We start from the raw sequence: 24,891 nt of genomic DNA on the forward strand, positions 1-24,891 counted from the left end.
CGCCGATCAGCCGGTCGACGCTGGATGGATTATCCAGAAAACCGATCCAATCGAAGCCGCGCAAGGTGATCTGCCGCACCGACGGCGGCGCCGGATTCCGCGACCGATTGCGGCGCCGCCGCCGGCCGGCTCAGCGCGCGTACCGCGCCGCGTCGATCTTGCCGAGCAGCCACTGCATGCCGGCCAGGTGCTGCTGGTCGTGGCTGCACAGGTAATGGACCAGCCCGCGCACGGTCAGCGAACCGTAGCCGTCGAATTCGCCGGTACGCTCGAACTGTTCGGGCGTTAGGCGCGACAGCAGCGCCAGCGTCTCGCGCCGTGCGTCGCGAATCGCCGCGAGCACGTCGGACGCATACGCGTCGTCGTAGCGCCGTTCGATCGCGAGCGCGTCGCCATCGATCGACACGAGCAGCGGGTGGTCTTCGTCGAGCATGCGACGCAGCCGCACGTGATAGCCGTCGATCTCGATGTCACGCACGTGGCAGAGCTGCCCGAGCGGCGAGAAGTGCTCGCTCGGCATGCCGGCCCAGTCGTCGGGGGTCCAGCGCGTATAGCCGTCGGGCACGGCCGCGAAATGCGCTTCGAGCTGACGGGGAAAATCGGCGAGTGCGTCGAGCGTCGTCGGATTCATGCGGGAGCCTCCCTGTCGGATGAAGGCGAGCGGCAATCCTGGCACGGGCCTGCCGCCGCCGTTGCGTCACTTCACGCTGAAGCCGTACGCGCCCTGCGTGCGATGCCCGTCGGTCGCGACGGCCACCCACTTCACCGCGTACGCGCCCGTGCCGGGCGCCGCGAGCGGCACCGTCATCCGCTTGCGGTTCGACGCGTCGATGCGCGCGCGGCCGTCCGACACAGTCTTGCCGGCGCCATCGACGACGACGATCGAGCTGAATGCCGGCTCCAGCGGCTCGGTGAAGTCGATCGTGACGGCGGCCGGTGCGGCAGCCAGCGTCGCCCCCGCCGCCGGGTCGCTCGTTGCGAGATGCGCGTGCGCGAACGCGGCCGACGAAACGGTCGCGGCCACGATGACGGTGGCAACGTGTCGGCCGAACGGGAATGAATCGAAACGCATGGACTGTCCGTGAAGAATGAACGGGCGCCTCGCGCGGCGCAGTTCCGGCAGCTTACCAGCGCAGACGCGTTCATGCCGGTCGGGCGCCGGCGCTTGATAGAATGCGCGCGCTATGGATCTCGAAAGCATTCTCTACACCCAGGGCTTCGGCTCGCGCCGCCAGTGCCGCGGCCTGATCGAAGCAGGCCGCGTCGCCGTCGCGGGCGCCGTCGCGCCCGACCCGGACGCCACCTTCGATACCGACGGCCTCGTGTTCACGGTCGACGATACGGCCTGGCCGTTCCACGCACGCGCGTATCTCGCGCTCAACAAGCCGGCCGGCTACGAATGCTCGCGCGATCCGCAGCACCATGCGAGCGTGTTCAGCCTGTTGCCCGCGCCGCTCGTCGCGCGCGGCGTGCAGTGCGTCGGCCGGCTCGACCAGGACACGACCGGCCTGTTGCTGTTGTCCGACGACGGCCAGTTCGTGCACGCGTACACGTCGCCGAAGCGCAAGGTGCCGAAGACCTACGTCGCGACCGTGCGCCACCCGCTCGACGATGCGCAATTGCACGCGCTGCGCACCGGCGTGCAACTACATGGCGAGCCGAAGCCGATCGCGGCCGTCGCCGCGGACGCCCGCGCCCCGCACATGCTCGCGCTGACCGTGCTCGAAGGCAAATACCACCAGGTCAAGCGGATGGTCGCGGCGGCGAGCAACCGCGTCGAATTGCTGCACCGCGAAAGCATCGGCGGGTTCACGCTGCCGGCCGATCTCGCGCCGGGCGCATGGCGGTGGCTCGACGAAGCCGACCTTTCCATGCTGCGCAATCCCGTCCAAACCCTGTAAGGGAAAATCCGCACGACCGTTCGGTGCCTGGCGGCCTCTCGGCTGCAGGTTCCCCCGCTATACTGAAATCACAAGCTGCAAGAGCAGTGATGCAGGGGGAGACATCATGAACATCAACCATTCTTTCGAACTGTCGTCCGTGATGATCGCGTTCGCGGTCATCGGCGTCATCGTGATCGGCGGCCTGCTGGCCGCGATGCATCTGAAGCACAAATATCATCCGAACCTGATCGGCGCGCTGATCGGTGCGCTGCTGTGCTTCCTGCTGATCGAGGCGTTACCGGCGCTCACCTGACGCCGCCCGGCGCGAGCGTTTGAAGGAAATCGTCTACGGTCGGATAGCGCAACGTCACGCACAATTCGGCCTTGAGCCGTGCGTTGGACAGGCGCCGCGACTCGCGCATGAACGACAGCAGCGTCGGCTCGAGCACGCGCTCCGCGTCCGCGCGGCTGACACGCGGCGGCTTCGGCAGGCCGAGCACCTGCGCGACCCGGTCGAAATACTCTCCCATCCGCAGTTCGGTATCGTCCGACGCGTGCACGGCGCGCGCCGGCTTGCCGCGCTCGGCCGCACGACGCAGGATCGCCGCGAGATCGTCCGCGTGGATGTGATTCGTGTACACGTCGTCGGCCGGCTCGAGCGCCGGCGTACCGCGCTCGAGCCGCGCGACCGGCAGACGGTTCGCCGCATAGATGCCGGGAATGCGCACGATGCGCGCGGACAGCACGCCGCGCACCGTCGCCGCACGCAGTTGCCGCTCGGCCGACACGCGCCGGAATGCGCGCGGGTTCGCGGGGCGCAGCGGGTGCGTTTCGTCGATGCGCGCGCCGCCGCAGTCGCCGTAGACGCCCGTCGTGCTGGCGTAGACCAGCCTCGGCGCGCGAAGACCCTCGGGTACAATACGCGCTGCCCGAACGGACGCGCCGGCCTGTCGCGCCGCGCCGCGCAGCGTTCGGAGCCGGCCGACTGCCGATGCCGGCGGTACCGCCGGCCGACGCGCGGGCATGGACGTTGCGGCGATCAGTGCACGCGTGCGCCGGTCGTCGCGGCCGCCGGATGGCGGCGGCGCGAGATGCAGGATCGTGCGGGCAAGGCCCGCGAGGCGGCCGAGCGTCGCCCGGCGATCGAGGTCGCCGACGATCGGCGTCGCGCCCGCGGCGCGCAGTTCGTCGCGGCGAGCCGGGTGGCTCGTCAGCGCGAGGATGCGCAGGTCGGGGCGCGCGTCACGCCATTGCGCGACGCAGCGCATGCCGACGTCGCCGCAGCCGACGATCAGTACGCGCGGCCGGCGCAGGATTCGTGTCGCGATCATGTTGGTTGCGAGATCAGTAGCCGCCGTTGCGCGACGCGCAACGGTTTTGCATTGTAGCTGCCGTGCGCGACATGCACGGTCCCCCCATTTTGTTCTAGTTTGGTTCTATGGCATTCAACGTCACTCTCAAGCAAAGCGGCCGGCAATTCCAGGTCGAGTCGGATGAAACCGTGCTGGCGGCCGCGCTGCGCCAGAACGTCCATCTGCCGTACGGCTGCAAGAACGGCGCGTGCGGCTCCTGCAAGGGCCAGATCGTGTCGGGCCAGATCGAACAGGGCCCGCACGCCGCGTCGGCGCTGTCCAACGACGAACGCACGCGCGGCCTCGCGCTGCTGTGCTGCTCGAAGGCGCAATGCGACCTCGAGATCGACGTGCGCGAAATCGCCGGCGTCGACGGCGTGCAGGTGAAGAAGCTGCCGTGCCGGATCGCCGCGCTCGAACGCAAGGCGGACGACGTGATGGTCGTGAAGCTGCAGTTGCCGGCCAACGAACGCCTGCAGTACCTCGCGGGCCAGTACGTCGAATTCATCCTGAAGGACGGCTCGCGCCGCAGCTACTCGATGGCGAACGCGCCGCACGAGGAAGGCCCGATCGAGCTGCACATCCGCCACATGCCGGGCGGCAAGTTCACCGACCACGTATTCGGCGCGATGAAGGAGCGCGACATCCTGCGCTTCGAAGGCCCGCTCGGCACGTTCTTCCTGCGCGAGGATTCCGACAAGCCGATCGTGCTGCTCGCGTCGGGCACCGGCTTCGCGCCGATCAAGGCGATCATCGAGCACGTGAAGCACTCGGGCATCACGCGTCCGATGACGCTCTACTGGGGCGCGCGCCGCAAGAAGGACATCTATCTCGCCGAACTCGCCGAGCAGTGGGCGCGCGAGATCCCGAACTTCAAGTACGTGCCGGTGCTCTCCGAGCCGGACGACGCCGACCGGTGGACGGGCCGCACGGGCTTCGTCCACCGGGCGGTGATCGAGGACCTGCCCGATCTGTCCGGCCACCAGGTCTATGCGTGCGGCGCGCCGGTGATGGTCGAATCCGCGCAGCGCGACTTCACGCAGCACCACGCGCTGCCGGCCGACGAGTTCTACGCGGACTCGTTCACGAGCGCCGCCGACCTCGCGCATCCCGTCTGAGCGGCGGGCGCGCCCGCGCCCCGCTGCGCGCCGCCGTGTCACATCCGTGGCATCGCGGCGGTTTACAGTGGGGCGCGGGATGCCTTATGCTTGCGCACATGAACCGCTTCCTGTCCGCTCTCCGACGTCGCCGCTCGCCGCTCCGCCCGGATGCCGCCGGCTCGTCACGGACTCGCGCGTAACCCTCCTCCGCTTCACCGGTTACGCACAAGCTGTTCGACCCACCAGCCACGGCCTTCCGTGGCTTTTTTATTGCCCGTTTCCCTTTCAACGCCCGCTGGAGTCTGCTGCCATGCCCCTGAACGATTATCCGATCGACTCGCTGATGTACATCACGAACCGCCCCGACATCGTGTTTACGCACGGCAAGGGTTCGTGGCTCTACGATCACACGGGCAAGCGCTATCTGGACTTCATCCAGGGCTGGGCCGTCAACAGCCTCGGCCACTGCAACGACGGCATCGTCGAAGCGCTGAAGACGCAGGCCGACAAGCTGCTGAATCCGTCGCCGGCGTTCTACAACGAGCCGATGGCGAAGCTCGCGGGCCTGCTCACGCAGCACAGCGTGTTCGACAAGGTGTTCTTCACGAACAGCGGCGCCGAGGCTAATGAAGGCGCGATCAAGCTCGCGCGCAAGTGGGGCCGCAAGTTCAGGAACGGCGCGTACGAGATCATCACGTTCGACCACAGCTTCCACGGCCGCACGCTCGCGACGATGTCGGCCAGCGGCAAGCCGGGCTGGGACACGATCTACGCGCCGCAGGTGCCGGGCTTCCCGAAGGCCGAGCTGAACAACATCGAGTCGGTCGAGAAGCTGATCACCGACAAGACCGTCGCCGTGATGCTCGAGCCGATCCAGGGCGAAGGCGGCGTGATCCCGGCCACGCGTGAATTCATGCAGGCGCTGCGCGCGCTGACGAAGCAGCACAACCTGCTGCTGATCGTCGACGAAGTGCAGAGCGGCTGCGGCCGCGCGGGCACGCTGTTCGCGTACGAGCTGTCCGGCATCGAGCCGGACGTCATGACGCTCGCGAAGGGCATCGGCGGCGGCGTACCGCTCGGCGCGCTGCTGTCGAAGGCCGATGTCGCGGTGTTCGAGGCCGGCGACCAGGGCGGCACGTACAACGGCAACCCGCTGATGACGGCGGTCGGCTATTCGGTGATCTCGCAGCTCGTCGCGCCCGGCTTCCTCGAAGGGGTGCGCGCGCGCAGCGAGTATCTGAAGCGCAAGCTGCTCGAGCTGTCGGAGGAACGCGGCTTCGAGGGCGAGCGCGGCGAAGGCCTGCTGCGCGCGCTGCTGCTCGGCAAGGACATCGGCCCGCAGATCGTCGAGAAGGCGCGCGACATGCAACCGGACGGCCTGCTGCTGAACGCCGCACGGCCGAACCTGCTGCGCTTCATGCCCGCGCTGAACGTGACGACCGAGGAAATCGACCAGATGATGGCGATGCTGCGGTCGATCCTCGACACGCTGTAAGGAGACCGCCGCGATGAATGCCGCCGCCGATGCTGTCGCGATCCGCCCGTTCGAACGCGCCGACACCGATGCCGTGCTCGCGGTATGGCGCGACGCGTTCCCGCAGTACGACGAGACCGGTGCGCCCCCGCACCGCGATCCGCTGCGATCGATCGAGTTGAAGCTCGCGACGCAGCCGGAACTGTTCTTCGTCGCGATCAGCGGCGCGCGCGTCGTCGGCACGCTGATGGCCGGTTTCGACGGACATCGCGGCTGGCTCTACTCGTTCGGCGTCGCGAACGACGCGCGCCGGCTCGGCGTCGGCCGCGCGCTGATCGCGCATGCGGAACGCGCGCTCGCCGCGCGCGGCTGCATGAAGATCAACCTGCAGGTGCTGCCCGGCAACGACGATGCATGCCGCTTCTACGCAGCGCTCGGCTATCGCGTCGAGGAACGCATCTCGTTCGGCAAGACGCTGCCGGTCGCGTAAAACCGCCGCCGGCCGCCGCGCGGCTCAGCGCGTGATCGGCCCCGCGCCCGGCAGCGGATTGCCGAGCGCGTCGGTCGGCACGGCCTGCTGCTCGAACGCCGCGAAATACGCGGCCCACTGCGTGTCGCTCACGCGCACGAGCAGCGCGCCGTCCTGCCACACGTCGTTGTGATCGTTGTGGTCGTCGCCCGCGCGATGCAGGTAGTTCGGCCCCGTCGAGCCCTGGTTCATGTGCGTGTCGTGGATGCCGTTGCCTTGCGCATAGGTGCGGCCGAACACCACGACGTCGAGCCCCTGCGACTGCGCGGCGTTCACGAGCCGCAGCAGCGACGGGATCGGCTCCGGATGCTCGGTGCCGTCCATCACCGCACTCGCGCGCCACGCGCCCGTGTCGCCCAGGATGTCGCTGCGCAGATAGTCGAGCGCGGGCAACGCCGTTTGCCCGGTCAGGTCCGTGTAGCCTTCGGCCGCGGCCGCGAGCGTCTGCGTGACCGGATGATGGAAATCGTAGACGAGCTTGTAGTTCAGCAGGTCGTCCGCGTCGTTGGTACCGACGTTGATCGCGACGTCCCAGTCACCTGCCGGCAGCGCCAGCGTCAGGTGAACGTGATACTGGATCTCGCTGCCGTGCGGCGAACCCTTCAGCTTCGCGATCGACTTCACCTTCGCCTTCACGAAACCGTAGTCCAGACTCATGCGCGTTCTCCGTGTGCCGATGGGTAATCGATGCTACGCGGCCCGTGTGTCGGTTTGCGGGCTGCGGGCGGCCGGCGCGCCAGCCGCATGCACGATCCAATAGTCGAATGGAGTCGCCTTCGTGCGCACAGTTCGACGCGAATCGCCCCATACGAAAAAAAGCCGTCACGGTTTCCCGTAACGGCTTTCGACAGCCCGGGTGCGACGCGCGCAACCGGACTCGTTCGTTCGATCGCTTACTCGCCCAGATACGCGGCGCGCACCTTCGGATCGTCGAGCATCTGCTTCGCGTCGCCTTCCATCGTGACCGTGCCCGAGTCCATCACGTAGCCGCGATCGGCTGCCTGCAGCGCGAGGCGTGCGTTCTGCTCGACCAGCAGCACCGTGATGCCTTCCTTCGAGATCTCGCGCACCACTTCGAAGATCTTCTCGACCATGATCGGCGACAACCCCATCGACGGCTCGTCGAGCAGCAGCAGCTTCGGCTTGCTCAGAATCGCGCGCGACATCGCCAGCATCTGCTGCTCGCCGCCCGACAGCGTGCCCGCGAGCTGCGTCGCCCGTTCCTTCAGGCGCGGGAAGAAGCCGAACATCCGGTCGACGTCCTTCTTGATCTGGTCGTTGTCGTTGCGCAGGTACGCGCCCATCTGCATGTTCTCGATGATCGACATCCGCGCGAAGATCCCGCGGCCTTCCGGCACCATCGCGAGGCCGCGCTTGAGCAGCTCGTGCGACGGCACGCCCTTGATCGACTTGCCGTCGTACTCGATGTCGCCCGCCGAGTACGGCTTCAGGCCGGTGATCGCCTTCATCGTCGTGGTCTTGCCGGCGCCGTTCGCGCCGATCAGCGTCACGAGCTCGCCCTGGCGGACTTCCATGTCAACGCCCTTGACGGCCTGGATGCCGCCGTAGTTGACCTGCAAGCCCTTGATTTTCAACATTGCCGCTGCCATCAGTGCACCCCTGCGCCGAGATATGCCTCAATCACCTTCGGATTCTTCTGCACGTCCTGCGGCAGACCCTCGGCGATCACCTTGCCGTAATCGAGCACCGTCATCCGGTTGCACAGCCCCATCACGAGCTTCACGTCGTGCTCGATCAGCAGGATCGTGCGGCCGTCCGAACGGATCTTGTCGAGCAGGCGCGTGAGTTCGACCTTCTCGGTCGCGTTCATCCCGGCTGCCGGCTCGTCGAGCGCGAGCAGCTTCGGGTCGGTCGCCAATGCACGGGCGATTTCCAGCCGGCGCTGGTGACCGTACGACAGGTTGCGCGACGTGTAGTCCGCGTACTGCAGCACGCCGACGTAGTCGAGCAGCTCGATCGCGCGTTCCTTGATCTCGCGCTCTTCCTGACGTTCGGCCGGCGTCTGGAACACCGCGCCGAGCAGCCCGTGCTTGGTGCGCACGTGGCGGCCCACCATCACGTTCTCGAGCGCCGTCATCCCGCCGAACAGGCGGATGTTCTGGAACGTGCGCGCGATGCCGGCCTTGGCCACCTGGTGCACGGCCGTCGGCGTGTAGTTCGTGCCGTCCAGCTTGAAGTCGCCGGAGTCCGGCGTGTAAAGGCCCGTGATCACGTTGAAGAACGTGGTCTTGCCGGCGCCGTTCGGGCCGATCAGCCCGTAGATCTCGCCTTCCTTGATCTGCAGGCCGACGTCGGACAGCGCCTGCAGCCCGCCGAAGCGCTTGTTCACGCCCGAGACGGACAGTCGGATTTGCTTGTCGCTCATGTGTTTATCCCCTTGTCCGTAGGTTACGCGCGCACCGGCTTCTTGCTGTTGCGCTTCGCCAGTTTCGCGATCTTGTCCTCATGCTTCGGCGCGGGCCACAGGCCTTCCGAGCGATACAGCATGATGATCACCATCGCGAGGCCGTACAGCGCCTGACGGATCACTTCCGTATCGACGATGTCATGACCGAACAGCGCATGCTGCAGCGGGCTCATCGTCGAACGCAGGAATTCCGGGAAGATCGCGAGCAGCACCGCACCCAGGATCACGCCCGGGATGTGGCCCATGCCGCCGAGCACCACGCACGCGAGCACGACGATCGATTCCCAGAACGTGAACGACTCGGGCGACACGAAGCCCTGGAACGCGCCGAACATCGAGCCCGACAGGCCGCCGAACGACGCGCCCATCGCGAACGCGAGCAGCTTCACGTTACGGGTGTTGATGCCCATTGCCTTCGCGGCGATCTCGTCTTCGCGGATCGCGGCCCACGCGCGGCCGATACGCGAGTGCTGCAGACGCGTACACACCCAGATCACCAGCAGCGAGCAGAGCACGAACAGGTAGTAGTACATGTACACCGACGGCAGCTGGAAGCCGAACAGCGTATGCGTCTGCGACAGGTTGAAGCCGCCGACGTGCACCGGATCGATGCCCGTGATCCCCTTCGGGCCGTTGGTGATGTTCACCGGACGGTCGAGGTTGTTCATGAAGATCCGGACGATTTCACCGAAGCCGAGCGTGACGATCGCCAGGTAGTCGCCGCGCAGGCGCAGCGTCGGCGCGCCGAGCAGGATCCCGAAGGTCGCCGCGAGCGCCATCGCGATCGGCACGATCAGCAGGAACGGCACGTGCAGGCCGTTCGGCGCGAGCGCCGCGATCCACTCGAACTGCGAGGTCAGGTGCGGCGAGCTCAGGAGCGCCGCCGTGTACGCGCCCACCGCGTAGAACGCGATGTAGCCGAGGTCGAGCAGGCCGGCGAAGCCGACCACCACGTTCAGGCCCAGCGCGAGCATCACGTACAGCATCGCGAAGTCGAGCACGCGGACCCAGTAGTTGCCGCCGGCCGAGCCGATCACGATCGGCGCGGCGATCACGAGGACCGCAGTGAGGAGGCCGATGACGACGGTCTTGGCGGTGTTGCGCTCTTCGACGAGCGACGTCGACGATTCGATCGGTTGAATGGATGTCATGTTGTTTGCTCCCCTTCCGTTACGCGCGGTCCGCGACCCGTTCGCCCAGCAGGCCGGACGGACGGAACACCAGCACGATGATCAGCACGACGAAGGCGAACACGTCCTGATAGTTACTGCCGAATACGCCGCCCGTGAGGTTGCCGATGTAGCCGGCCCCGAGCTGCTCGATCAGGCCGAGCAGCACGCCGCCGACCATCGCGCCGCCGAGGTTGCCGATCCCGCCGAGCACCGCGGCCGTGAACGCCTTCATGCCGGGGATGAAGCCCATGTAGAAGTGCACGTTGCCGTATTCGGACGCGATCATCACGCCGGCCAGCGCGGCGAGCGCGGAGCCGATCATGAACGTCGCGGAGATCACGAAGTTCGGGTTCACGCCCATCAGGCTCGCCGTATTCGGGCTTTCGGCGATCGCGCGCATCGCGCGGCCGAGCTTGGTCTTGTGCACGAGCAGCAGCAGGCCGCCCATCACGAGGAACGCGACCGCGATGATCACGATTTCGGTGACCGAGATCACGGCGCCGGGCGTCGTGTCGGTGGCCTTGATCACGTTGATCGGGTCGGTCGGCAGCAATTGCGGGAACGGCAGCGGGTTGCGCGACCAGATGATCATCGCAGCCGTCTGCAGCAGGATCGACACGCCGATCGCGGTGATCAGCGGCGCGAGGCGCGGCGCGCGGCGCAGCGGCCGGTACGCGACGCGCTCGATCGTGAAGCCGACGAACGCACAGACGACCGCGGCGATGCCCAGGCCGATCGTCAGCGTCGCGACGTTGCCGAGTCCGGGAAAGTGATTCTGCAGCACGGTGATGGCCGACAGCGCGACCATCGCGCCGATCATCAGCACGTCGCCGTGCGCGAAGTTGATGATGCCGAGAATGCCGTACACCATCGTGTATCCCAACGCGATGATGGCGTACACACTGCCGAGCACCAGCCCGTTGAGAACCTGCTGGACGAAAATATCCATTTAAAGCTCCTTGGCCCGTGCTGCCGGAGGACGTTGCGCCCCGCGGGTAAGCGAGGAATCGCGCCTTCTCGGCGACACTGCGGGTACTAGTCGATACCGGTAAGGGTGGATCGTCCCGGCGCGCGCCGCCCGGCCTGTACGGCCGGACCTGCCGCCGGAGCGGATACAAAAACGGCACCGCACTGATCCGGTGCCGTCATGAGTCCCGTCGCTAAATCGTCACGACATCGAGGACGGTGTTCGTGGCCTCCTTGAAGTCGTGGGGCAGCATGCCGAGACGGCCGTCGTCCGGTTTCCCGGCATCCGTGCCTTGGTCCGTCCGGTGCCATGCAAGCATCGCGCCAGGACGGATCGGATTCCGCGCCACGTCGCCCGACAAGGCGTTGCGACGGCCGCGCCCGACGTTCGTCAGGACTGCATCGGAATCCATCGTACGAACCAGACGGCGCGCCACGACACGGTCGGTCGCGGCGGCGCGCTGTTTCGTCGAATCGAATTGAAGGGGGAACAGAGGCGTCTGCACGCTGCCGGCAACGCCGCGATCGTCCGGCTTCCGTCGACCGGCGGCTTGCCCCGATGCAGCCGGCATGCCCGCTGCCGGACCGGTCGCCGGTCCAAGCGCGTTGATTTCCTCGATCGTCAAACGTGCCCCGTTTTCCTTGTCCCTGCCCTGTTGCACGAGACGGCGCGCCGATGGCGCCGCCCGTCCGGTTCCGGCGGCGCGCACGCCGCTGGCCGATGGTGCCGCGAACCCCGCAGCCTTCCTGCCCGCCCCGTCGTCGCTCTTTTTGCTGCAACCGGCAAGCATTGCAACCGGTGCGGCGACGGACACGGCGTAAGCCAACTTCACATGCATTGAATGGTCTCCCGCGCCTTGCCAAAACCCGTTTCAAAGCCATTCCGGCTTGAAAACGGCCGCATTGTAACTCCATTTATAGGCCGCCAATATTCCTGATTCGATGGGGTTTTCCTGCATTGCAACCAATTTTGAGACACGATTGCGCGAGCCGAGAGCAACCGGGTTGCACCATCGCTGGGAATAATGGTTGCGATATGAATTTCGAGGCACAAAAAAAGCGCGCCGGGAAGGCGCGCTTCGGTGTTCCGCGGGGTGCGATGCGGCAATCAGGCGGCGGGCGGCAGGTTCAACCCGCGCGGCAGCGGAAACGACACGTTTTCCTCGATGCCGTCGAGTGCGCGGACGTTGCGCACGCCGAGTTCGCGCAGCCGCGCGATCACGGCCTGGGCGAGCACCTCGGGCGCCGACGCGCCGGCCGTCACGCCGATGCGGCGCTTGCCGGCGACCCACGCCGGATCGATCTGGTCCGGTGCATCGACCATGTACGCGGCCACGCCGCGCTTTTCGGCCACTTCGCGCAGCCGGCTCGAGTTCGAGCTGTTCGGGCTGCCGACCACGATCACGACATCGCATTGCGGCGCCATGAACTTCACCGCGTCCTGGCGGTTCTGCGTCGCGTAGCAGATGTCCTGCTTCTTCGGCTCGCGGATCTTCGGATACTTCGCCTTCAGCGCGCCGATGATCTCGGCCGCGTCGTCGACGGACAGCGTCGTCTGCGTGACGAGCGCGATGCGTTCGGGATCGGCGAGCTCGAGCTTCTGTACGTCCTCGACGCTTTCGACGAGGTGCATGCCGCGCTCGACCTGGCCCATCGTGCCTTCGACTTCCGGATGGCCCTTGTGCCCGATCATGACGATGTCGACGCCATCCTGGCGCATCTTCGCCACTTCGACGTGCACCTTCGTGACGAGCGGGCAGGTTGCGTCGTAAATGCGCAGGCCGCGCACGTCGGCCTCGTCGCGCACGGCTTTCGACACACCGTGCGCACTGAAGATCACGGTATTGCCGGCCGGCACTTCCTCGAGCTCCTCGACGAAGATCGCGCCCTTCTTCCTCAGATCCTCGACCACGTACTTGTTGTGGACGATTTCGTGACGCACGTAGATCGGCGCGCCGTGCATCGCGATGGCGCGCTCGACGATCTCGATCGCGCGGTCGACGCCCGCGCAGAAACCGCGCGGCTGGGCCAGCAGGATTTCGGCGTCGGCGGCGACGGTCTGCCCGGACAGCGTATCGGTGGTACTCATGATTACAGGATTCCGATGATTTTCACTTCGAACGTGAGCGCCTGGCCCGCGAGCGGATGGTTGAAGTCGAACAGCGCCGAGGTCTCGCTGACTTCCTTCAGCACCCCCGCGTAGCGACCGCCATCCGGTGCGTTGAACTCGATGAGTTCGCCCGGCGTGAAGTCGTCGCCGACCATCCCGTTCTCGCGCAGCGTCGACAGCGTCACGCGCTGGAGCATGTCGGGATTGCGGGGACCGAACCCCTGCTCGGGCGCTAGCTGAAAAGTCGAGTGGTCGCCGACCCGGAGCCCGAGCAGAATCTGTTCCAGCGACGGCGCCAGTTGCCCCGCTCCCAGCAACAGCGTGGCCGGCTTGTCCGAGAAGGTGTTGACGATGTCGGCGCCGTCGGCCAGTGCGAGCCGGTAATGCAACGTGACGTGGGAACCGGGCTTCACTTCGGATAGATCGATGAGGCTCATGAATTACTCGTTCGGTCGGCGCCCGCTACGGCCGAATGGCCCGGCGCAAAGCCAATATTGTAAGTCACCTGAGCGTGCAAGGCGGAAAGTGCGACGACGTCGCGCATGCCGCCCGCCGCCAATGGAGTTCAGACCATGCCATCACCCTGCCTCATCCTGCCGTCGGCCGAATGCCGCGACACCGCCGACGCGCCGGCCGATTCGCCGGCCCGCGTCATCCCGATCAACCGGCGCAAGCGCCGCCCGGCCGACTGGCGGCCCGAGCGGCCGCGCGAACGACTGCTGGAGCGCGGGCCGGCCGCGCTGACCGACGACGAGCTGATCGCGCTGCTGCTCGGCACCGGCAAGCCCGGTCACGACGTCTTCGTCATCGCCCGCGAACTGATCGATCAATACAAGTCGCTGCGCGGATTGCTCGAAGCGGGCGCCGACGATTTCGAGGCGCACCCCGGCATCGGCCCCGCGCGCTCCGCGCGGCTGGTCGCGGTCACCGAGATCGCCCGGCGCATGCTGGAGGAAAAAGCACGGGACGGCATGCAGATCGATTCGCCCGGCGCCGTCGAGGATTGCCTGCGCATGAAGATCGGCACGCTCCCGCACGAAGTGTTCGTCGCGGTCTACCTGGACGCCCGCAACCGCATGATCGACATCGAGGAAATCGCGCGCGGCTCGCTCACGCGCATGGCCGTCTACCCGCGCGAGATCGTGCGGCAGGCGATGAAACAGAACGCCGCCGCGCTGATCGTCGCGCACAACCATCCGTCGGGCGCGGTGCAGCCGAGCGCGGAAGACCGCCGCCTGACCCGCGTGCTGAAGGACGCGCTCGAGCTCGTCGACGTGCGGCTGCTCGATCACGTCGTCGTCGGCGTCAGCGATACTTTTTCGTTCGCACGGGCCGGTTGGCTGTAGACTGTGGCGCGGCGGCCCTTCCCCAGGGCGCCGCAACGGCGAAGCGAAATTAGGTTTGATTTTTCTGAACTTTTTCTGCTAGAATCGCCGTCTGTCTTTTTTCCAACCAGTTCTAGCCATCGAAGGGCCTTGTCTGTAAGGGCTACGGCGTTCTGAGTGCAGCCATGGATCACGTGGCGGTGCGATGGAACCTTCACCGGCGATCGAACCCCGAATTTAGCGTATTAGGAGTGCTCTCATGGCACGCGTATGCCAAGTAACTGGGAAAGCGCCGATGAGCGGCAACAACGTTTCCCACGCCAACAACAAGACGAAGCGCCGCTTCCTCCCGAACCTGCAAAACCGCCGGTTCTGGGTTGAGAGCGAAAACCGCTGGGTGCGTCTGCGCGTCTCGAACGCCGGTCTGCGCCTGATCGACAAGAACGGCATCGATTCCGTGCTCGCTGACCTGCGCGCACGCGGCGAAGCCTAAGCCCAAGGAGCAGAATCATGGCAAAAGGCGCCCGCGACAAGATCAAGCTTGAGTCGACCGCTGGTACGGGTCACTTCTACACGACCACGAAGAACAAGCGCAACATGCCGGAAAAGATGGCGATCAAGAAGTTCGATCCCGTCGTCCGCAAGCATGTGGAATACAAAGAAACCAAGATCAAGTAATCTCCGGTTTCTGCCAGCCTGACGGCGACCGAAAAGCCCCGCTCCTGCGGGGCTTTTTGTTTTGGCGCGCGCGCTCGCGCCCGACGCGGTATGCTCTCCCCTTTCCGCGGCGACGACCGACGGAACGCAAGATCAAAAAGCGTAACGATGGAGATGCAGCATGAAATTCGACGTGGCGATCGTCGGCAGCGGCCTGGCAGGGCTGTCGGTCGCACTCAACCTGGCCAGCACGCGACGTGTCGCGCTGATCGCGAAACGTTCGATGATGGAGGGGGCAAGCGATCACGCGCAGGGCGGCATCGCGGCGGTCCTCGACTCGGCGGACAGCATCGAGAACCACGTCGACGACACGCTGGTCGCCGGTGGCGGGCTGTGCGACGAAGGCGCGACGCGCTACATCGTCGAGCACGGCCGCGAAGCGATCGAATGGCTGATCTCGCAAGGCGTGCCGTTCACGAAGGACGACGCGGCCGAACTCGGCTTTCACCTGACGCGCGAAGGCGGCCACAGTCACCGCCGGATCATCCATGCGGCCGATGCGACCGGCCATGCGGTGCTCGCGACGCTGTCGGCGCGCGCGCGCCAGCATCCGAACATCACGTTCTTCGAAAACCACCACGCGATCGACCTGATCACGTCGGACCGGCTCGGCCTGCCCGGCCGCCGCTGTCATGGCCTGTATGCGCTCGACGTCGACCACGACCGCACGATCACGATCGAGGCGCCGCATACGGTGCTCGCCACCGGCGGCGCGGGCAAGGTCTACCTGTACACGACGAACCCCGACACCGCGACCGGCGACGGCATCGCGATGGCATGGCGGGCAGGCTGCCGCGTGTCGAACATGGAATTCATCCAGTTCCACCCGACCTGCCTGTTCCATCCGTACGCGAAGTCGTTCCTGATTTCGGAAGCCGTGCGCGGCGAAGGCGGCCTGCTGAAGCTGCCCGACGGCACGCGCTTCATGCCCGCACACGATCCGCGCGCCGAGCTCGCGCCGCGCGACATCGTCGCACGCGCGATCGACTTCGAGATCAAGAAGCGCGGGATCGACTGCGTGTATCTCGACATCAGCCATCAGCCGGAAGCGTTCCTGCGCGAACATTTCCCGACGATTCATGCGCGCTGCCTCGAATTCGGCATCGACATCGCGAAACAACCGATCCCCGTCGTGCCGGCCGCGCACTATACGTGCGGCGGCGTCGTCACCGATCTCGCGGGGCGCACCGATCTCGCCGGCCTGTATGCGGTCGGTGAAACGTCGTACACGGGGCTGCACGGCGCGAACCGGCTCGCGAGCAACTCGCTGCTCGAATGCCTCGTGATCGGCCGCGCGGCGGCCGAGGCGATCGATGCGGCCGGCTTCGACGCCCAAACGCCCACCGCACTGCCCGCATGGGACGAAAGCCGCGTGTCGGATGCGGACGAGGAAGTCGTCGTGGCCCACAACTGGGACGAACTGCGCCGCCTGATGTGGAACTACGTCGGCATCGTGCGCACCGACAAGCGCCTCGAGCGCGCGAAGCACCGGCTGTCGCTGCTGCGCGACGAGATCCACGAGTACTACGCGAATTTCCGCGTGACGCGCGATCTGCTCGAACTGCGCAACCTCGTCGACGTGGCCACGCTGATCGTGAAAAGCGCGTACTCGCGCCGCGAAAGCCGCGGGCTGCACTACAGCCGCGACTGGCCGCATACGCTGCCGAAGGCGCTGCCGAGCGTACTCACGCCGCGCTCGCGCCGCTGAGCGGCGCGTTGCCCTTCCCGGCGGCGACCGCAGCCCAAGAAAAAAGCCGTTGGCGTGTGCGCGCCAACGGCTTTTTGTCTGACGAACGCGTTTCGGTCAGTCGACGATCCGCATCGAATAGTCGGTCGCCCGCACGTCCTTCGTCAGCGCGCCGATCGAGATACGATCGACGCCCGTCTCCGCGAACGCACGCACCGTATCGAAATTGACGCCGCCCGACACTTCGAGCACGGCCCTGGCCGCCGTCACGCGCACCGCTTCGCGCATCATGTCGAGCGTGAAGTTGTCGAGCAGCACCGACTGCGCGCGATGCGCGAGCGCCGTGTCGAGCTGCGCGAGCGTCTCGACTTCGACCTGCACCGGCACGCCCGACTCCAGCGCGAACGCCGCGTCGAGCGCCTCGCCGACACCGCCTGCCGCCGCGATGTGGTTCTCCTTGATCAGGATGCCGTCGTACAGCGCGAGACGCTGGTTCTCACCGCCACCCACGCGCACCGCGTACTTCTGCGCGAGCCGCAGCCCCGGCAGCGTCTTGCGTGTGTCGAGGATCTTCGCGCGCGTGCCTTCGACGCGATCGACGTAACGGCGCGTCGCGGTCGCGACACCCGACAGCAACTGCAGGAAGTTCAGCCCGTTGCGCTCGGCCGTCAGCAGCGCGCGCGCCGGCCCTTCGAGTTCGCACACGGTCGAATCCGGCGTCATCCGGTCGCCTTCGCGATAGCGCCATTGCACGACGATCGACGGATCGATCCGTGCGATCACGCCCTCGAACCACGGCACGCCGCACAGCACGGCTTCCTCGCGCACGATGATCCGCGCACGGCGGCGCTCGCCGGCCGGCACGAGGCGCCCGGTCTGGTCGCCGCGGCCGACGTCTTCGGCGATCGCATCGGCCACGTTGCGCGCGATCGCTTCGTCGAATGCCGCGCCGTATTGGGCGCGGACGGCGTCGAACAGCGGGGAGACGGCGTTGCTCATGCGGGCCCCACGTTCGCGAACAGTTGCTGGTCGCGCTGCAGGTCGCCGCTCGCCTGCACGCGCTTCTTGTGTGCAGCCGCGAATTCGAGCATCCGGTCGATCGGCAAACGCGCGCGCTCGCCGATCGCCGGATCGACGAAGATCTCGTTGTGACCGCGTTCGAGCACGTCGGCGAGGTTCGCGAGGCCGTTCATCGCCATCCACGGGCAGTGCGCGCAGCTCTTGCAGGTCGCGCTGTTGCCGGCCGTCGGCGCGGCGATGAAGGTCTTGCCGGGCGCGGCAAGCTGCATCTTGTGCAGGATGCCGAGATCGGTCGCGACGATGAAGCGTTTCGCGTCGAACTTGACGGCCGCGTCGATCAGTTGCGTGGTCGAACCGACGACATCGGCCTGCGCCACGACGTTTTCCGGCGACTCGGGATGTACGAGCACCTTCGCGTCCGGATATTCGGCGCGCAGCAGGTCGAGCTCGATGCCCTTGAACTCGTCGTGGACGAGGCACGAGCCCTGCCACAGCAGCATGTCGGCACCGGTTTTCTTCTGGATATAGCTGCCCAGATGGCGGTCCGGCGCCCAGATGATCTTTTCGCCGCGCGCATGCAGGTCGGCAACGATCTCGAGGCCGATCGACGACGTGACCATCCAGTCCGCGCGCGCCTTCACGGCCGCGCTGGTGTTCGCGTAGACGACGACGGTACGGTCCGGATGCGCATCGCAGAACGCCGAGAATTCGTCGACCGGGCAGCCGAGGTCGAGCGAACAGGTCGCGTCGAGGTCGGGCATCAGGATCCGCTTGTTCGGGCTCAGGATCTTCGCGGTTTCGCCCATGAAGCGCACGCCGGCGACGACCAGCGTCTGCGCGTCGTGATCGCGGCCGAAGCGGGCCATTTCGAGCGAATCCGCGACGCAGCCGCCCGTTTCGTCGGCCAGCTCCTGCAGTTCGGCATCCACGTAGTAGTGGGCGACCAGCACGGCCTTTTCACGGGCGAGCAACGCCTTGATACGCGCCTTCAGCGCAGCGCGCTCCTCGGCGGACGGCGCGTCGGGCACCTTGGCCCATGCCTGTCCGACGCCACACACGGTCCCCGTTGCGATGGGCCGGTCGTACTCGACGGGTTTGATCGTCGATTGCATCTCCATATCTCCTGCCCCAAACCTCATACCAATCCCGGCGCCGCCGATCCGTCAAAAACCAGCGGCCCAAATGAAAAAACCCCGCCAACGCGGGGTTTGTGACGTCCTGAGATTCTAATCGATTTCGAATCAGGCGTAGCGACGCAGGCGTGTCGCGAATTCCTGCAGCGCCTTGATGCCGCTTTGTTCTGCGCGATGGCACCAATCCTGCAATTGCGCGAGAAGCTGTTCGCGCGATGCGGTCGAACGATCCCAGATCGCGGCGAGATCCTGGCGCAGTTGGAAGTACGTATGCAGCTTCTGGCTGTTCGCGAAGATTTCCGGCAGCAGCTTCTTCTGCGGCTCGTCGAGGCCGTCGGCGTCCTTGTGGAACCATTTGCGCGCGCCGCGCATCAGCTGGTACTTCTCGCTCGAACCGAGTTCCTTCAGATGCGCGAGCTCCTGACGGTACGCACGCTTCACGGCCTTGCCGTAGCGCGCCATCACTTCGTAGCGGTTCGACAGCACGGCCTGCAGCGTTTCCTGATCGAGCACCGTCTTCGGCTTGTTCAGGCGCGGCGTCGGCGCGACCTTCTTCACCTTCGCGAGACCGAAGGCCGACATGATGCGGATGTACATCCAGCCGATGTCGAACTCGTACCACTTGTTCGACAGCTTCGCCGACGTCGCGAACGTGTGGTGGTTGTTGTGCAGTTCCTCGCCGCCGATCACGATGCCCCACGGGAACAGGTTCGTGCTCGCGTCAGCCGAGTTGAAGTTGCGATAGCCCCAGAAGTGACCGAAGCCGTTCACGACGCCAGCGGCCCAGAACGGAATCCAGACCATCTGCACGGCCCACACGGTCAGGCCGAGCACGCCGAACAGCGCGACGTCGATCACCATCATCATGCTGATGCCGAGAATCGGGTACTTCGAGTACACATTGCGCTCGAGCCAGTCGTTCGGCGTGCCGTGGCTGAACTTGCGCATCGTCTCTTCGTTCTTCGCTTCCGCGCGGTACAGCTCGGCGCCTTCGAGGAACACCTTCCAGATGCCGCGCGTCTGCGGGCTGTGCGGATCTTCCTCGGTCTCGCACTTCGCGTGGTGCTTGCGGTGAATCGCGGCCCACTGGCCGGTCAGCATGCCGGTGGTCATCCACAGCCAGAACCGGAAGAAGTGGCTCGCGATCGGATGCAGCTCCAGTGCGCGGTGCGCCTGGCAGCGGTGCAGGTAGACGGTCACGCCGATGATCGTGACGTGCGTGACGGCGAGCGCGAACAACGCGACTTGCCACCACGAAAAATGCAGGAGCCCGTGGGAAAGAAAATCGAGCACAGAATTCAACAAGGCAGTTACCCGTGATGAGAGCGACGCCACGCTGGCGTCAGAAGAATGAAAGCATACCGCGTGTAGACCAGAATTTTACTTCAACCGTTCCAAGTCTTTGTAAAAAATGAATATTTTCTTGCCCTGACGCAATCCGCGCGGTCCATGTGCGGACTCGGAAAGGCCCGCGATCCGGTTTCGGCCGCGGAATCGGTACGATTGACCGCCCGCGCCCGCTACGCCGCCGGCGCGTGCCCGTCCAGCGCACCGTTGGCCGCCGCCGGCGGGCGCCCGGCCGCCGCGCTCGCCGCGGGAAAGCCGTCCGGCAGCCCGACCACGCGCACTTCGCGCTGCGGAAACGGAATCGAGATCCCGTGCTCGCCGAACAGCCGCCAGATGTTGCGGTTCACGCTCGATCGCACGCCCGACGTGCCTTTCGCCGAATCCTCGATCCAGAAACCGAGCTCCAGATCGATCCCGTCCGCGCCGAAACTCACGAGGTACGGGGTCGGCGCCGGCTCGGCCAGCACGCGCGGCACGTCCTTCGCCGCGTCAGCGAGCAACGCGAGTGCCTGCTCGACGTCGCTCGTGTACGCGACCTGCACCGCGACCTTCGCATAGCCGCGCGTCAGGTACGACGACTGGTTCTGCACGACGTCGGTGATCAGCTTCTCGTTCGGGATCAGCGTCTCGTTGCCGTCGAGGCCGCGCACGACCGTGTAGCGCGTGCGGATCTGCGTGACGACGCCCTGCAGCCCGCCGACGCTGATCGCATCGCCGAGCCGCAACGAGCGGTCGAGCAGGATGATGAAACCCGACACGTAGTTGCTCGCGATCTTTTGCAGCCCGAAGCCGAGGCCGACGCCCACCGCGCCGCCGAATACGCCGAGCACCGTCACGTCGATGCCGACGAGCGACAGCCCGATCAGGATCGCCGCGAACACGAGCAGCGCGCGGCCGACCCGCGACAGCACGACCTTCAGGTTGGCGTCGAGCGTGCTCGCGCGCGACAGGCGATCCTCGAGCACCGAGCCGAGCCACATCGCGACCATCAGCGTCACGCACACCCACAGCGCGCCGGAGATCACCGACAGCAGCGTGAGGTGCGCGGTCGCGACCCGGAACTGCACGCTGTCGAGCCAGCCGAGCACGTCGCGCTGGATGCCGAGCACGGTCATCACCATCGCGGCCCACACGACGGTCGACACAATCTTCTCGACGATCGACAGCCACGCGTGCGTGTGGCCGTCGCGTGCGAACACGCGCCGCGCGAAGAAGAACAGCACGTAGATCAGCCCGATGCCGAACAGCGGCACGAGCGCGAGCGACAGCAGCGACGTCGACATGAACGGCTCGAACGCGAGCTGCGCGCCGCCGACGAACACGCTGCCGAACAGCGGAAACAGCGCACGCTTCAGGCTCTGCGCGCCCGCGCCGGGCGCGCGCCCGGCCGCCCGCCGCCGCGCATCGATCCGGCCGTGCACGAAACGCGCGGCCACCCATGCGAAACACAGCGCACCGACGAGGATCGCCGCCTGCCAGATCATCACCGGCTGGTGGAAATCGCGAATCACCGATTCCAGCCGGTGCGACAGCAGGCGGCTCTGCAGATTCTCCATCGTCCGTCCGGCCGGTCGTTACTGCGCGGCGCGGCGTTCGAGCACCGCGGCGAAGAAGCCGTCGGTCGCATGACGGTGCGGCCACAGCGACAGGTAGTCGCCCGTCTCGAGCTCGATGCGCTGGTCGGCCAGCACCTGCTGCGCCGGCACCAGCACGAACTCGGGGTGATCGGCGAGGAACTGCTCGACGATGCGCTCGTTCTCGGCGTCGAGCACGCTGCAGGTCGCGTAGACGAGCCGGCCGCCCTTCTTCACGAGCCGCGCGGCGCTCGCGAGGATCGACGCCTGTTTCGGCGTCAGCTCGTCGATCGCGGTGCGCGTCTGGCGCCACTTCAGGTCCGGATTGCGGCGCAGCGTGCCGAGGCCGCTGCACGGCGCGTCGACCAGCACGCGGTCGATCTTGCCGGCGAGCCGCTTGATCTTCGCGTCGTGCTCGCTGTCGATCAGCACCGGGTTCACGTTCGACAGCCCGCTGCGCGCGAGGCGCGGCTTCAGCTTCGCGAGGCGCTTCTCCGAGATGTCGAACGCATAGAGGCGCCCGGTCGAGCGCATCATCGCGCCGAGCGCGAGCGTCTTGCCGCCCGCGCCCGCGCAGAAATCGACGACCATCTCGCCGCGCCGCGGCGCGACCAGCGAGCACAGCAGCTGGCTGCCTTCGTCCTGCACCTCGATCGCGCCTTCCTCGAACAGCTTCAGGCGCGTCAGCGCCGGCTTGCCGACCACGCGCACGCCGAACGGCGCGAACGGCGTCGCGCCCGCGTCGATGCCGCTCACGCGCAGCGCTTCGATCACCTGGTCGCGGCTCGCCTTCTGCGCGTTGGCGCGCAGGTCGAGCGGCGCCGGGTAGTTCAGCGCGGCGGCGAGCTGCGCAAGCTCGTCCGCGTCGAAGCGGGCCGACAGCGCCTGGTGAATCCAGTCGGGCAGGTTCGTGCGAATGCGCACGGGCAGGCTCGCCGGATCGATCTTCGACACGTGCTCGAGCCATGCGGACTCGGTGTCGGACAGGAACGGCTTCAGCGCATTGCGCCCCATCGTCTGCATCAGGCCGAGCAGCGTCAGGCGCCGCGCGGGCGTGCCGGTGCCACTCTCGGCCAGATGCGAAAACTCCATCTTCCGGCGCAGCACCGCGAACACGGCCTCGGCGATCACGCCGCGCTCGGCATGCCCGAGCTTCGGGTGCGCGCGGAAGAACCGGCTCGTCGTCGCGTCGGCGGGGCCGGCGAACTTCAGCACCTCGGCGAGCAGGGTTTCGGTCTGGCCAATCAGGAATCCGTGCAGCTTCATACGCCCTCACTCGTTTCGGTTTGCGGTTGATCCGCGAAAATCCAGCGCGCCTCTTCGGGCGCGACCACTGCACGGCCGTCCTCGAGGCGCAAACGCCCCTCGACGAACCAGCGCACCGCGCGCGGATACAGCACGTGCTCGACCGTCAGCACGCGCCGCGCGAGCGCGGCCGCGTCGTCGCCGGCGCGCACGGGCACCGCGCCCTGCGCGACGATCGCGCCGCTGTCGAGCTCGGGAATGACGAAATGCACGCTCGCGCCATGCAGCGCGACGCCGGCATCCAGCGCCTGCTGATGCGTGTGGATGCCCTTGAAGCTCGGCAGCAGCGACGGATGGATGTTCAGCAGCCGGCCTTCGTATCGTCTGACGAATGCGGGTGTGAGGATGCGCATGAAGCCGGCGAGGACGACGAGATCGGGCGCGAAACGGTCGATCTCGGCGGCGAGCGCCGCGTCGAAGCTGTCGCGGCCGTCGAACGACCGGTGGTCGACCACCGCCGTCGCCACCCCGTGCGACGCGGCAAAAGCCAGCCCGGCCGCATCGGGCCGGTTGGCGATCACGGCGGCAATCTCGGCCGGCCAGCGTTCCTGCGCGCACGCGCGGACGATGGCCTCCATGTTGCTGCCGCGACCGGAAATCAGGATCACGAGTTTTTTCATCCGCGAATTTTACCATTCGCCCTCGCGTTTCCCGCCTTCTCGGCCGTCGGGCCGCCCGAACGTTTATAATCTTCTGCTTTGCGGCATCCCACCGCCCATTCCCCCGACGCTGCATCCGCTATCGTGAAAGTCTTCCGCGGCCTGCCCAACGCCGAGAGCCGCGCCCCGTGCGCGTTGACGATCGGCAACTTCGACGGTGTCCATCGCGGGCATCAGGCCCTGCTCGCGCGCGTGCGCGCGGCAGCGGACGCACGCGGCCTGCCCGTGTGCGTGATGACGTTCGAGCCGCACCCGCGCGAATTCTTCAACCCGGCCGGCGCGCCGCCGCGCATCGCGATGCTGCGCGACAAGCTGGAAGCATTGCGCGACCACGGGGTCGACCGCGTCGTCGTCGAGCACTTCAACCACACCTTCGCGAGCCAGTCGCCGCAGGCGTTCGTCGAGCGCACGCTGGTGAACGGGCTGCACGCGCGCTGGATGATGGTCGGTGACGATTTCTGCTACGGCGCGAAGCGCGCGGGCACCTTCGACACGCTGAAGGCGGCCGGCGAGCTGCACGGCTTCGAGGTCGAGCAGATGGGCACGGTGTCCGGCAGCGACGGCACGCGCATTTCCAGCTCCGGCGTGCGCGCGGCGCTCGCCGCGGGTGATCTCGACGCGGCCGCGCAAGCGCTCGGCCACGGCTACGCGATCAGCGGCCACGTCGCGCACGGCCTCAAGCTCGGCCGCGACCTCGGCTTCCCGACGCTGAACCTGCCGATCGCGCACAAGCGGCCGGCGCTCGCGGGCATCTTCGTCGTGCAGGTGCACGGCCTCGGCCCCGAGCCGCTGCCCGGCGTCGCAAGCCTCGGGCTGCGCCCGACCGTCGACGATTCGGGCCGCGTGCTGCTCGAAGTCCACCTGCTCGACTGGCACGGCGATGCGTACGGCAAGCTGATCCGTGTCGAATTCCTGAAGAAGCTGCGCGACGAGGCGAAGTTCGACGATCTCGAGGCGCTGTCGCGCGCGATCGCGCTGGACGTCGCGAATGCACGCGCTTATTTCGTCGAACGCGACCGTGCGCCGGGCAGCCGCGCGACGGGCTTCGCGACGTCGGCTACCGACCGAATTAGCTGATCCGGACGGCGGCGCCTCGCGCCGCACCCTCGC

At 66.7% G+C, this 24,891-nt stretch carries 27 protein-coding genes; 10 read left to right on the plus strand and 17 right to left on the minus strand.

All coding sequences use genetic code 11. The features are described 5' to 3' along the window. Positions 1–130: 130 nt before the first annotated feature. Together J8I33_RS06385 and copC are read right to left on the minus strand one after the other, a co-directional pair. Entirely contained in the window at positions 131–631 is a 501-nt protein-coding gene (locus tag J8I33_RS06385) for a DinB family protein (protein ID WP_209933945.1), read from the minus strand. Positions 632–697: 66 nt separating this feature from the next. Then, the gene (copC, locus tag J8I33_RS06390; RefSeq protein WP_209926351.1) at positions 698–1,072 is read right to left on the minus strand and encodes a copper homeostasis periplasmic binding protein CopC; all 375 of its coding nucleotides are present in this window, start codon (positions 1,070–1,072) and stop codon (positions 698–700) included. Positions 1,073–1,184: 112 nt separating this feature from the next. On the opposite strand from copC, the gene J8I33_RS06395 reads away from it, so the two are divergent. Both J8I33_RS06395 and J8I33_RS06400 read left to right on the plus strand, forming a co-directional pair. Continuing rightward, positions 1,185–1,901, plus strand: coding sequence for a 16S rRNA pseudouridine(516) synthase (locus J8I33_RS06395; protein WP_209933947.1), 717 nt, complete (start codon positions 1,185–1,187; stop codon positions 1,899–1,901). 106 nt (positions 1,902–2,007) lie between these two features. After that, a complete protein-coding gene (locus J8I33_RS06400) occupies positions 2,008–2,196 on the plus strand; it encodes a hypothetical protein (RefSeq protein ID WP_050017523.1) in 189 nt (62 codons plus the stop codon). Here the strand turns inward: J8I33_RS06400 and J8I33_RS06405 are convergent. Then, positions 2,189–3,214, minus strand: coding sequence for an NAD-dependent epimerase/dehydratase family protein (locus tag J8I33_RS06405; RefSeq protein WP_209926346.1), 1,026 nt, complete (start codon positions 3,212–3,214; stop codon positions 2,189–2,191). The genes J8I33_RS06400 and J8I33_RS06405 overlap by 8 nt on opposite strands. A 107-nt stretch (positions 3,215–3,321) precedes the next feature. Between J8I33_RS06405 and J8I33_RS06410 the strand changes: the two genes are divergently transcribed. The 3 genes from J8I33_RS06410 (at position 3,322) to J8I33_RS06420 (ending at position 6,299) form a co-directional block, all read left to right on the plus strand. Further along, positions 3,322–4,353 (plus strand): CDP-6-deoxy-delta-3,4-glucoseen reductase, encoded by a 1,032-nt coding sequence (locus tag J8I33_RS06410; protein WP_050017525.1) that lies wholly within the window; start codon positions 3,322–3,324, stop codon positions 4,351–4,353. 292 nt (positions 4,354–4,645) lie between these two features. Beyond that, complete coding sequence (locus J8I33_RS06415) at positions 4,646–5,830, plus strand: acetylornithine transaminase (protein WP_050017526.1); 1,185 nt, start codon at positions 4,646–4,648, stop codon at positions 5,828–5,830. A 13-nt stretch (positions 5,831–5,843) separates the two neighbouring features. Further along, the gene (locus J8I33_RS06420; RefSeq protein WP_050017527.1) at positions 5,844–6,299 is read left to right on the plus strand and encodes a GNAT family acetyltransferase; all 456 of its coding nucleotides are present in this window, start codon (positions 5,844–5,846) and stop codon (positions 6,297–6,299) included. A gap of 24 nt (positions 6,300–6,323) precedes the next feature. On the opposite strand, the gene J8I33_RS06425 is transcribed toward J8I33_RS06420, so the two are convergent. The 8 genes from J8I33_RS06425 to J8I33_RS06460 form a co-directional block, all read right to left on the minus strand. After that, the gene (locus J8I33_RS06425) at positions 6,324–6,995 is read right to left on the minus strand and encodes a DUF2278 family protein (protein WP_050017528.1); all 672 of its coding nucleotides are present in this window, start codon (positions 6,993–6,995) and stop codon (positions 6,324–6,326) included. A 236-nt stretch (positions 6,996–7,231) separates the two neighbouring features. Next, on the minus strand, positions 7,232–7,948 hold the full coding sequence (locus tag J8I33_RS06430) for an ABC transporter ATP-binding protein (protein ID WP_050017530.1): 717 nt from the start codon (positions 7,946–7,948) through the stop codon (positions 7,232–7,234). Then, complete coding sequence (locus tag J8I33_RS06435; protein WP_050017531.1) at positions 7,948–8,724, minus strand: ABC transporter ATP-binding protein; 777 nt, start codon at positions 8,722–8,724, stop codon at positions 7,948–7,950. Before J8I33_RS06435 ends, J8I33_RS06430 begins: the two co-directional genes overlap by 1 nt. A gap of 23 nt (positions 8,725–8,747) precedes the next feature. Next, positions 8,748–9,917, minus strand: coding sequence for an ABC transporter ATP-binding protein (locus J8I33_RS06440; protein WP_006488940.1), 1,170 nt, complete (start codon positions 9,915–9,917; stop codon positions 8,748–8,750). A 19-nt stretch (positions 9,918–9,936) separates the two neighbouring features. Beyond that, the gene (locus tag J8I33_RS06445) at positions 9,937–10,887 is read right to left on the minus strand and encodes a branched-chain amino acid ABC transporter permease (protein ID WP_021160758.1); all 951 of its coding nucleotides are present in this window, start codon (positions 10,885–10,887) and stop codon (positions 9,937–9,939) included. 211 nt (positions 10,888–11,098) lie between these two features. Continuing rightward, the gene (locus J8I33_RS06450; RefSeq protein WP_209933954.1) at positions 11,099–11,743 is read right to left on the minus strand and encodes an amino acid-binding protein; all 645 of its coding nucleotides are present in this window, start codon (positions 11,741–11,743) and stop codon (positions 11,099–11,101) included. 269 nt (positions 11,744–12,012) lie between these two features. Then, entirely contained in the window at positions 12,013–12,993 is a 981-nt protein-coding gene (ispH, locus tag J8I33_RS06455) for a 4-hydroxy-3-methylbut-2-enyl diphosphate reductase (RefSeq protein ID WP_050017533.1), read from the minus strand. A gap of 2 nt (positions 12,994–12,995) precedes the next feature. Continuing rightward, a complete protein-coding gene (locus tag J8I33_RS06460) occupies positions 12,996–13,451 on the minus strand; it encodes a peptidylprolyl isomerase (protein WP_069233031.1) in 456 nt (151 codons plus the stop codon). Between the two features lie 135 nt (positions 13,452–13,586). Between J8I33_RS06460 and radC the strand changes: the two genes are divergently transcribed. The 4 genes from radC to nadB all read left to right on the plus strand — a co-directional run bounded on the left by radC (position 13,587) and on the right by nadB (position 16,764). Further along, on the plus strand, positions 13,587–14,360 hold the full coding sequence (radC, locus tag J8I33_RS06465; protein WP_050017535.1) for a DNA repair protein RadC: 774 nt from the start codon (positions 13,587–13,589) through the stop codon (positions 14,358–14,360). A gap of 238 nt (positions 14,361–14,598) precedes the next feature. After that, positions 14,599–14,832, plus strand: coding sequence for a 50S ribosomal protein L28 (gene rpmB, locus J8I33_RS06470; RefSeq protein ID WP_004186391.1), 234 nt, complete (start codon positions 14,599–14,601; stop codon positions 14,830–14,832). A 17-nt stretch (positions 14,833–14,849) separates the two neighbouring features. Further along, positions 14,850–15,017, plus strand: coding sequence for a 50S ribosomal protein L33 (gene rpmG, locus J8I33_RS06475; protein WP_006478046.1), 168 nt, complete (start codon positions 14,850–14,852; stop codon positions 15,015–15,017). A 160-nt stretch (positions 15,018–15,177) separates the two neighbouring features. Then, positions 15,178–16,764 carry an L-aspartate oxidase gene (gene nadB, locus J8I33_RS06480; protein WP_124654685.1) on the plus strand — a complete coding sequence of 529 codons (1,587 nt, stop codon included), beginning with the start codon at positions 15,178–15,180 and terminating at the stop codon, positions 16,762–16,764. Between the two features lie 96 nt (positions 16,765–16,860). Here the strand turns inward: nadB and nadC are convergent, their stop codons facing one another. The 6 genes from nadC to purN all read right to left on the minus strand — a co-directional run bounded on the left by nadC (position 16,861) and on the right by purN (position 23,742). After that, the gene (gene nadC / locus J8I33_RS06485) at positions 16,861–17,742 is read right to left on the minus strand and encodes a carboxylating nicotinate-nucleotide diphosphorylase (RefSeq protein WP_209926337.1); all 882 of its coding nucleotides are present in this window, start codon (positions 17,740–17,742) and stop codon (positions 16,861–16,863) included. After that, positions 17,739–18,875 (minus strand): quinolinate synthase NadA, encoded by a 1,137-nt coding sequence (nadA, locus tag J8I33_RS06490; RefSeq protein WP_050017553.1) that lies wholly within the window; start codon positions 18,873–18,875, stop codon positions 17,739–17,741. The genes nadC and nadA overlap by 4 nt, the downstream gene beginning before the upstream one ends. Positions 18,876–19,004: 129 nt before the next feature. Beyond that, the gene (locus tag J8I33_RS06495; protein ID WP_089488751.1) at positions 19,005–20,201 is read right to left on the minus strand and encodes an acyl-CoA desaturase; all 1,197 of its coding nucleotides are present in this window, start codon (positions 20,199–20,201) and stop codon (positions 19,005–19,007) included. Positions 20,202–20,416: 215 nt separating this feature from the next. Continuing rightward, positions 20,417–21,799, minus strand: coding sequence for a mechanosensitive ion channel domain-containing protein (locus tag J8I33_RS06500; RefSeq protein ID WP_209933962.1), 1,383 nt, complete (start codon positions 21,797–21,799; stop codon positions 20,417–20,419). An 18-nt stretch (positions 21,800–21,817) separates the two neighbouring features. Further along, positions 21,818–23,083: an RsmB/NOP family class I SAM-dependent RNA methyltransferase gene (locus tag J8I33_RS06505; protein WP_050017541.1), complete on the minus strand. Its 1,266-nt coding sequence runs from the start codon at positions 23,081–23,083 to the stop codon at positions 21,818–21,820. After that, entirely contained in the window at positions 23,080–23,742 is a 663-nt protein-coding gene (gene purN / locus J8I33_RS06510) for a phosphoribosylglycinamide formyltransferase (protein ID WP_006478038.1), read from the minus strand. The genes J8I33_RS06505 and purN overlap by 4 nt, the downstream gene beginning before the upstream one ends. Positions 23,743–23,865: 123 nt before the next feature. On the opposite strand from purN, the gene J8I33_RS06515 reads away from it, so the two are divergent. Continuing rightward, entirely contained in the window at positions 23,866–24,858 is a 993-nt protein-coding gene (locus tag J8I33_RS06515) for a bifunctional riboflavin kinase/FAD synthetase (protein WP_050017542.1), read from the plus strand. The last annotated feature ends 33 nt before the right edge of the window (positions 24,859–24,891 follow it).

This window comes from Burkholderia sp. AcTa6-5 (assembly GCF_017815075.1).
In the GTDB taxonomy this organism is placed as follows: Bacteria; Pseudomonadota; Gammaproteobacteria; order Burkholderiales; family Burkholderiaceae; genus Burkholderia; species Burkholderia sola.

Coding starts and splice junctions, on each gene's coding strand:
- J8I33_RS06385 (WP_209933945.1), bottom strand. CDS start 631: ATGAATCCGACGACGCTCGACGCACTCGCCGATTTTCCCCGTCAGCTC.
- copC (WP_209926351.1), bottom strand. CDS start 1,072: ATGCGTTTCGATTCATTCCCGTTCGGCCGACACGTTGCCACCGTCATC.
- J8I33_RS06395 (WP_209933947.1), top strand. CDS start 1,185: ATGGATCTCGAAAGCATTCTCTACACCCAGGGCTTCGGCTCGCGCCGC.
- J8I33_RS06400 (WP_050017523.1), top strand. CDS start 2,008: ATGAACATCAACCATTCTTTCGAACTGTCGTCCGTGATGATCGCGTTC.
- J8I33_RS06405 (WP_209926346.1), bottom strand. CDS start 3,214: ATGATCGCGACACGAATCCTGCGCCGGCCGCGCGTACTGATCGTCGGC.
- J8I33_RS06410 (WP_050017525.1), top strand. CDS start 3,322: ATGGCATTCAACGTCACTCTCAAGCAAAGCGGCCGGCAATTCCAGGTC.
- J8I33_RS06415 (WP_050017526.1), top strand. CDS start 4,646: ATGCCCCTGAACGATTATCCGATCGACTCGCTGATGTACATCACGAAC.
- J8I33_RS06420 (WP_050017527.1), top strand. CDS start 5,844: ATGAATGCCGCCGCCGATGCTGTCGCGATCCGCCCGTTCGAACGCGCC.
- J8I33_RS06425 (WP_050017528.1), bottom strand. CDS start 6,995: ATGAGTCTGGACTACGGTTTCGTGAAGGCGAAGGTGAAGTCGATCGCG.
- J8I33_RS06430 (WP_050017530.1), bottom strand. CDS start 7,948: ATGGCAGCGGCAATGTTGAAAATCAAGGGCTTGCAGGTCAACTACGGC.
- J8I33_RS06435 (WP_050017531.1), bottom strand. CDS start 8,724: ATGAGCGACAAGCAAATCCGACTGTCCGTCTCGGGCGTGAACAAGCGC.
- J8I33_RS06440 (WP_006488940.1), bottom strand. CDS start 9,917: ATGACATCCATTCAACCGATCGAATCGTCGACGTCGCTCGTCGAAGAG.
- J8I33_RS06445 (WP_021160758.1), bottom strand. CDS start 10,887: ATGGATATTTTCGTCCAGCAGGTTCTCAACGGGCTGGTGCTCGGCAGT.
- J8I33_RS06450 (WP_209933954.1), bottom strand. CDS start 11,743: ATGCATGTGAAGTTGGCTTACGCCGTGTCCGTCGCCGCACCGGTTGCA.
- ispH (WP_050017533.1), bottom strand. CDS start 12,993: ATGAGTACCACCGATACGCTGTCCGGGCAGACCGTCGCCGCCGACGCC.
- J8I33_RS06460 (WP_069233031.1), bottom strand. CDS start 13,451: ATGAGCCTCATCGATCTATCCGAAGTGAAGCCCGGTTCCCACGTCACG.
- radC (WP_050017535.1), top strand. CDS start 13,587: ATGCCATCACCCTGCCTCATCCTGCCGTCGGCCGAATGCCGCGACACC.
- rpmB (WP_004186391.1), top strand. CDS start 14,599: ATGGCACGCGTATGCCAAGTAACTGGGAAAGCGCCGATGAGCGGCAAC.
- rpmG (WP_006478046.1), top strand. CDS start 14,850: ATGGCAAAAGGCGCCCGCGACAAGATCAAGCTTGAGTCGACCGCTGGT.
- nadB (WP_124654685.1), top strand. CDS start 15,178: ATGAAATTCGACGTGGCGATCGTCGGCAGCGGCCTGGCAGGGCTGTCG.
- nadC (WP_209926337.1), bottom strand. CDS start 17,742: ATGAGCAACGCCGTCTCCCCGCTGTTCGACGCCGTCCGCGCCCAATAC.
- nadA (WP_050017553.1), bottom strand. CDS start 18,875: ATGCAATCGACGATCAAACCCGTCGAGTACGACCGGCCCATCGCAACG.
- J8I33_RS06500 (WP_209933962.1), bottom strand. CDS start 21,799: ATGGAGAATCTGCAGAGCCGCCTGCTGTCGCACCGGCTGGAATCGGTG.
- J8I33_RS06505 (WP_050017541.1), bottom strand. CDS start 23,083: ATGAAGCTGCACGGATTCCTGATTGGCCAGACCGAAACCCTGCTCGCC.
- purN (WP_006478038.1), bottom strand. CDS start 23,742: ATGAAAAAACTCGTGATCCTGATTTCCGGTCGCGGCAGCAACATGGAG.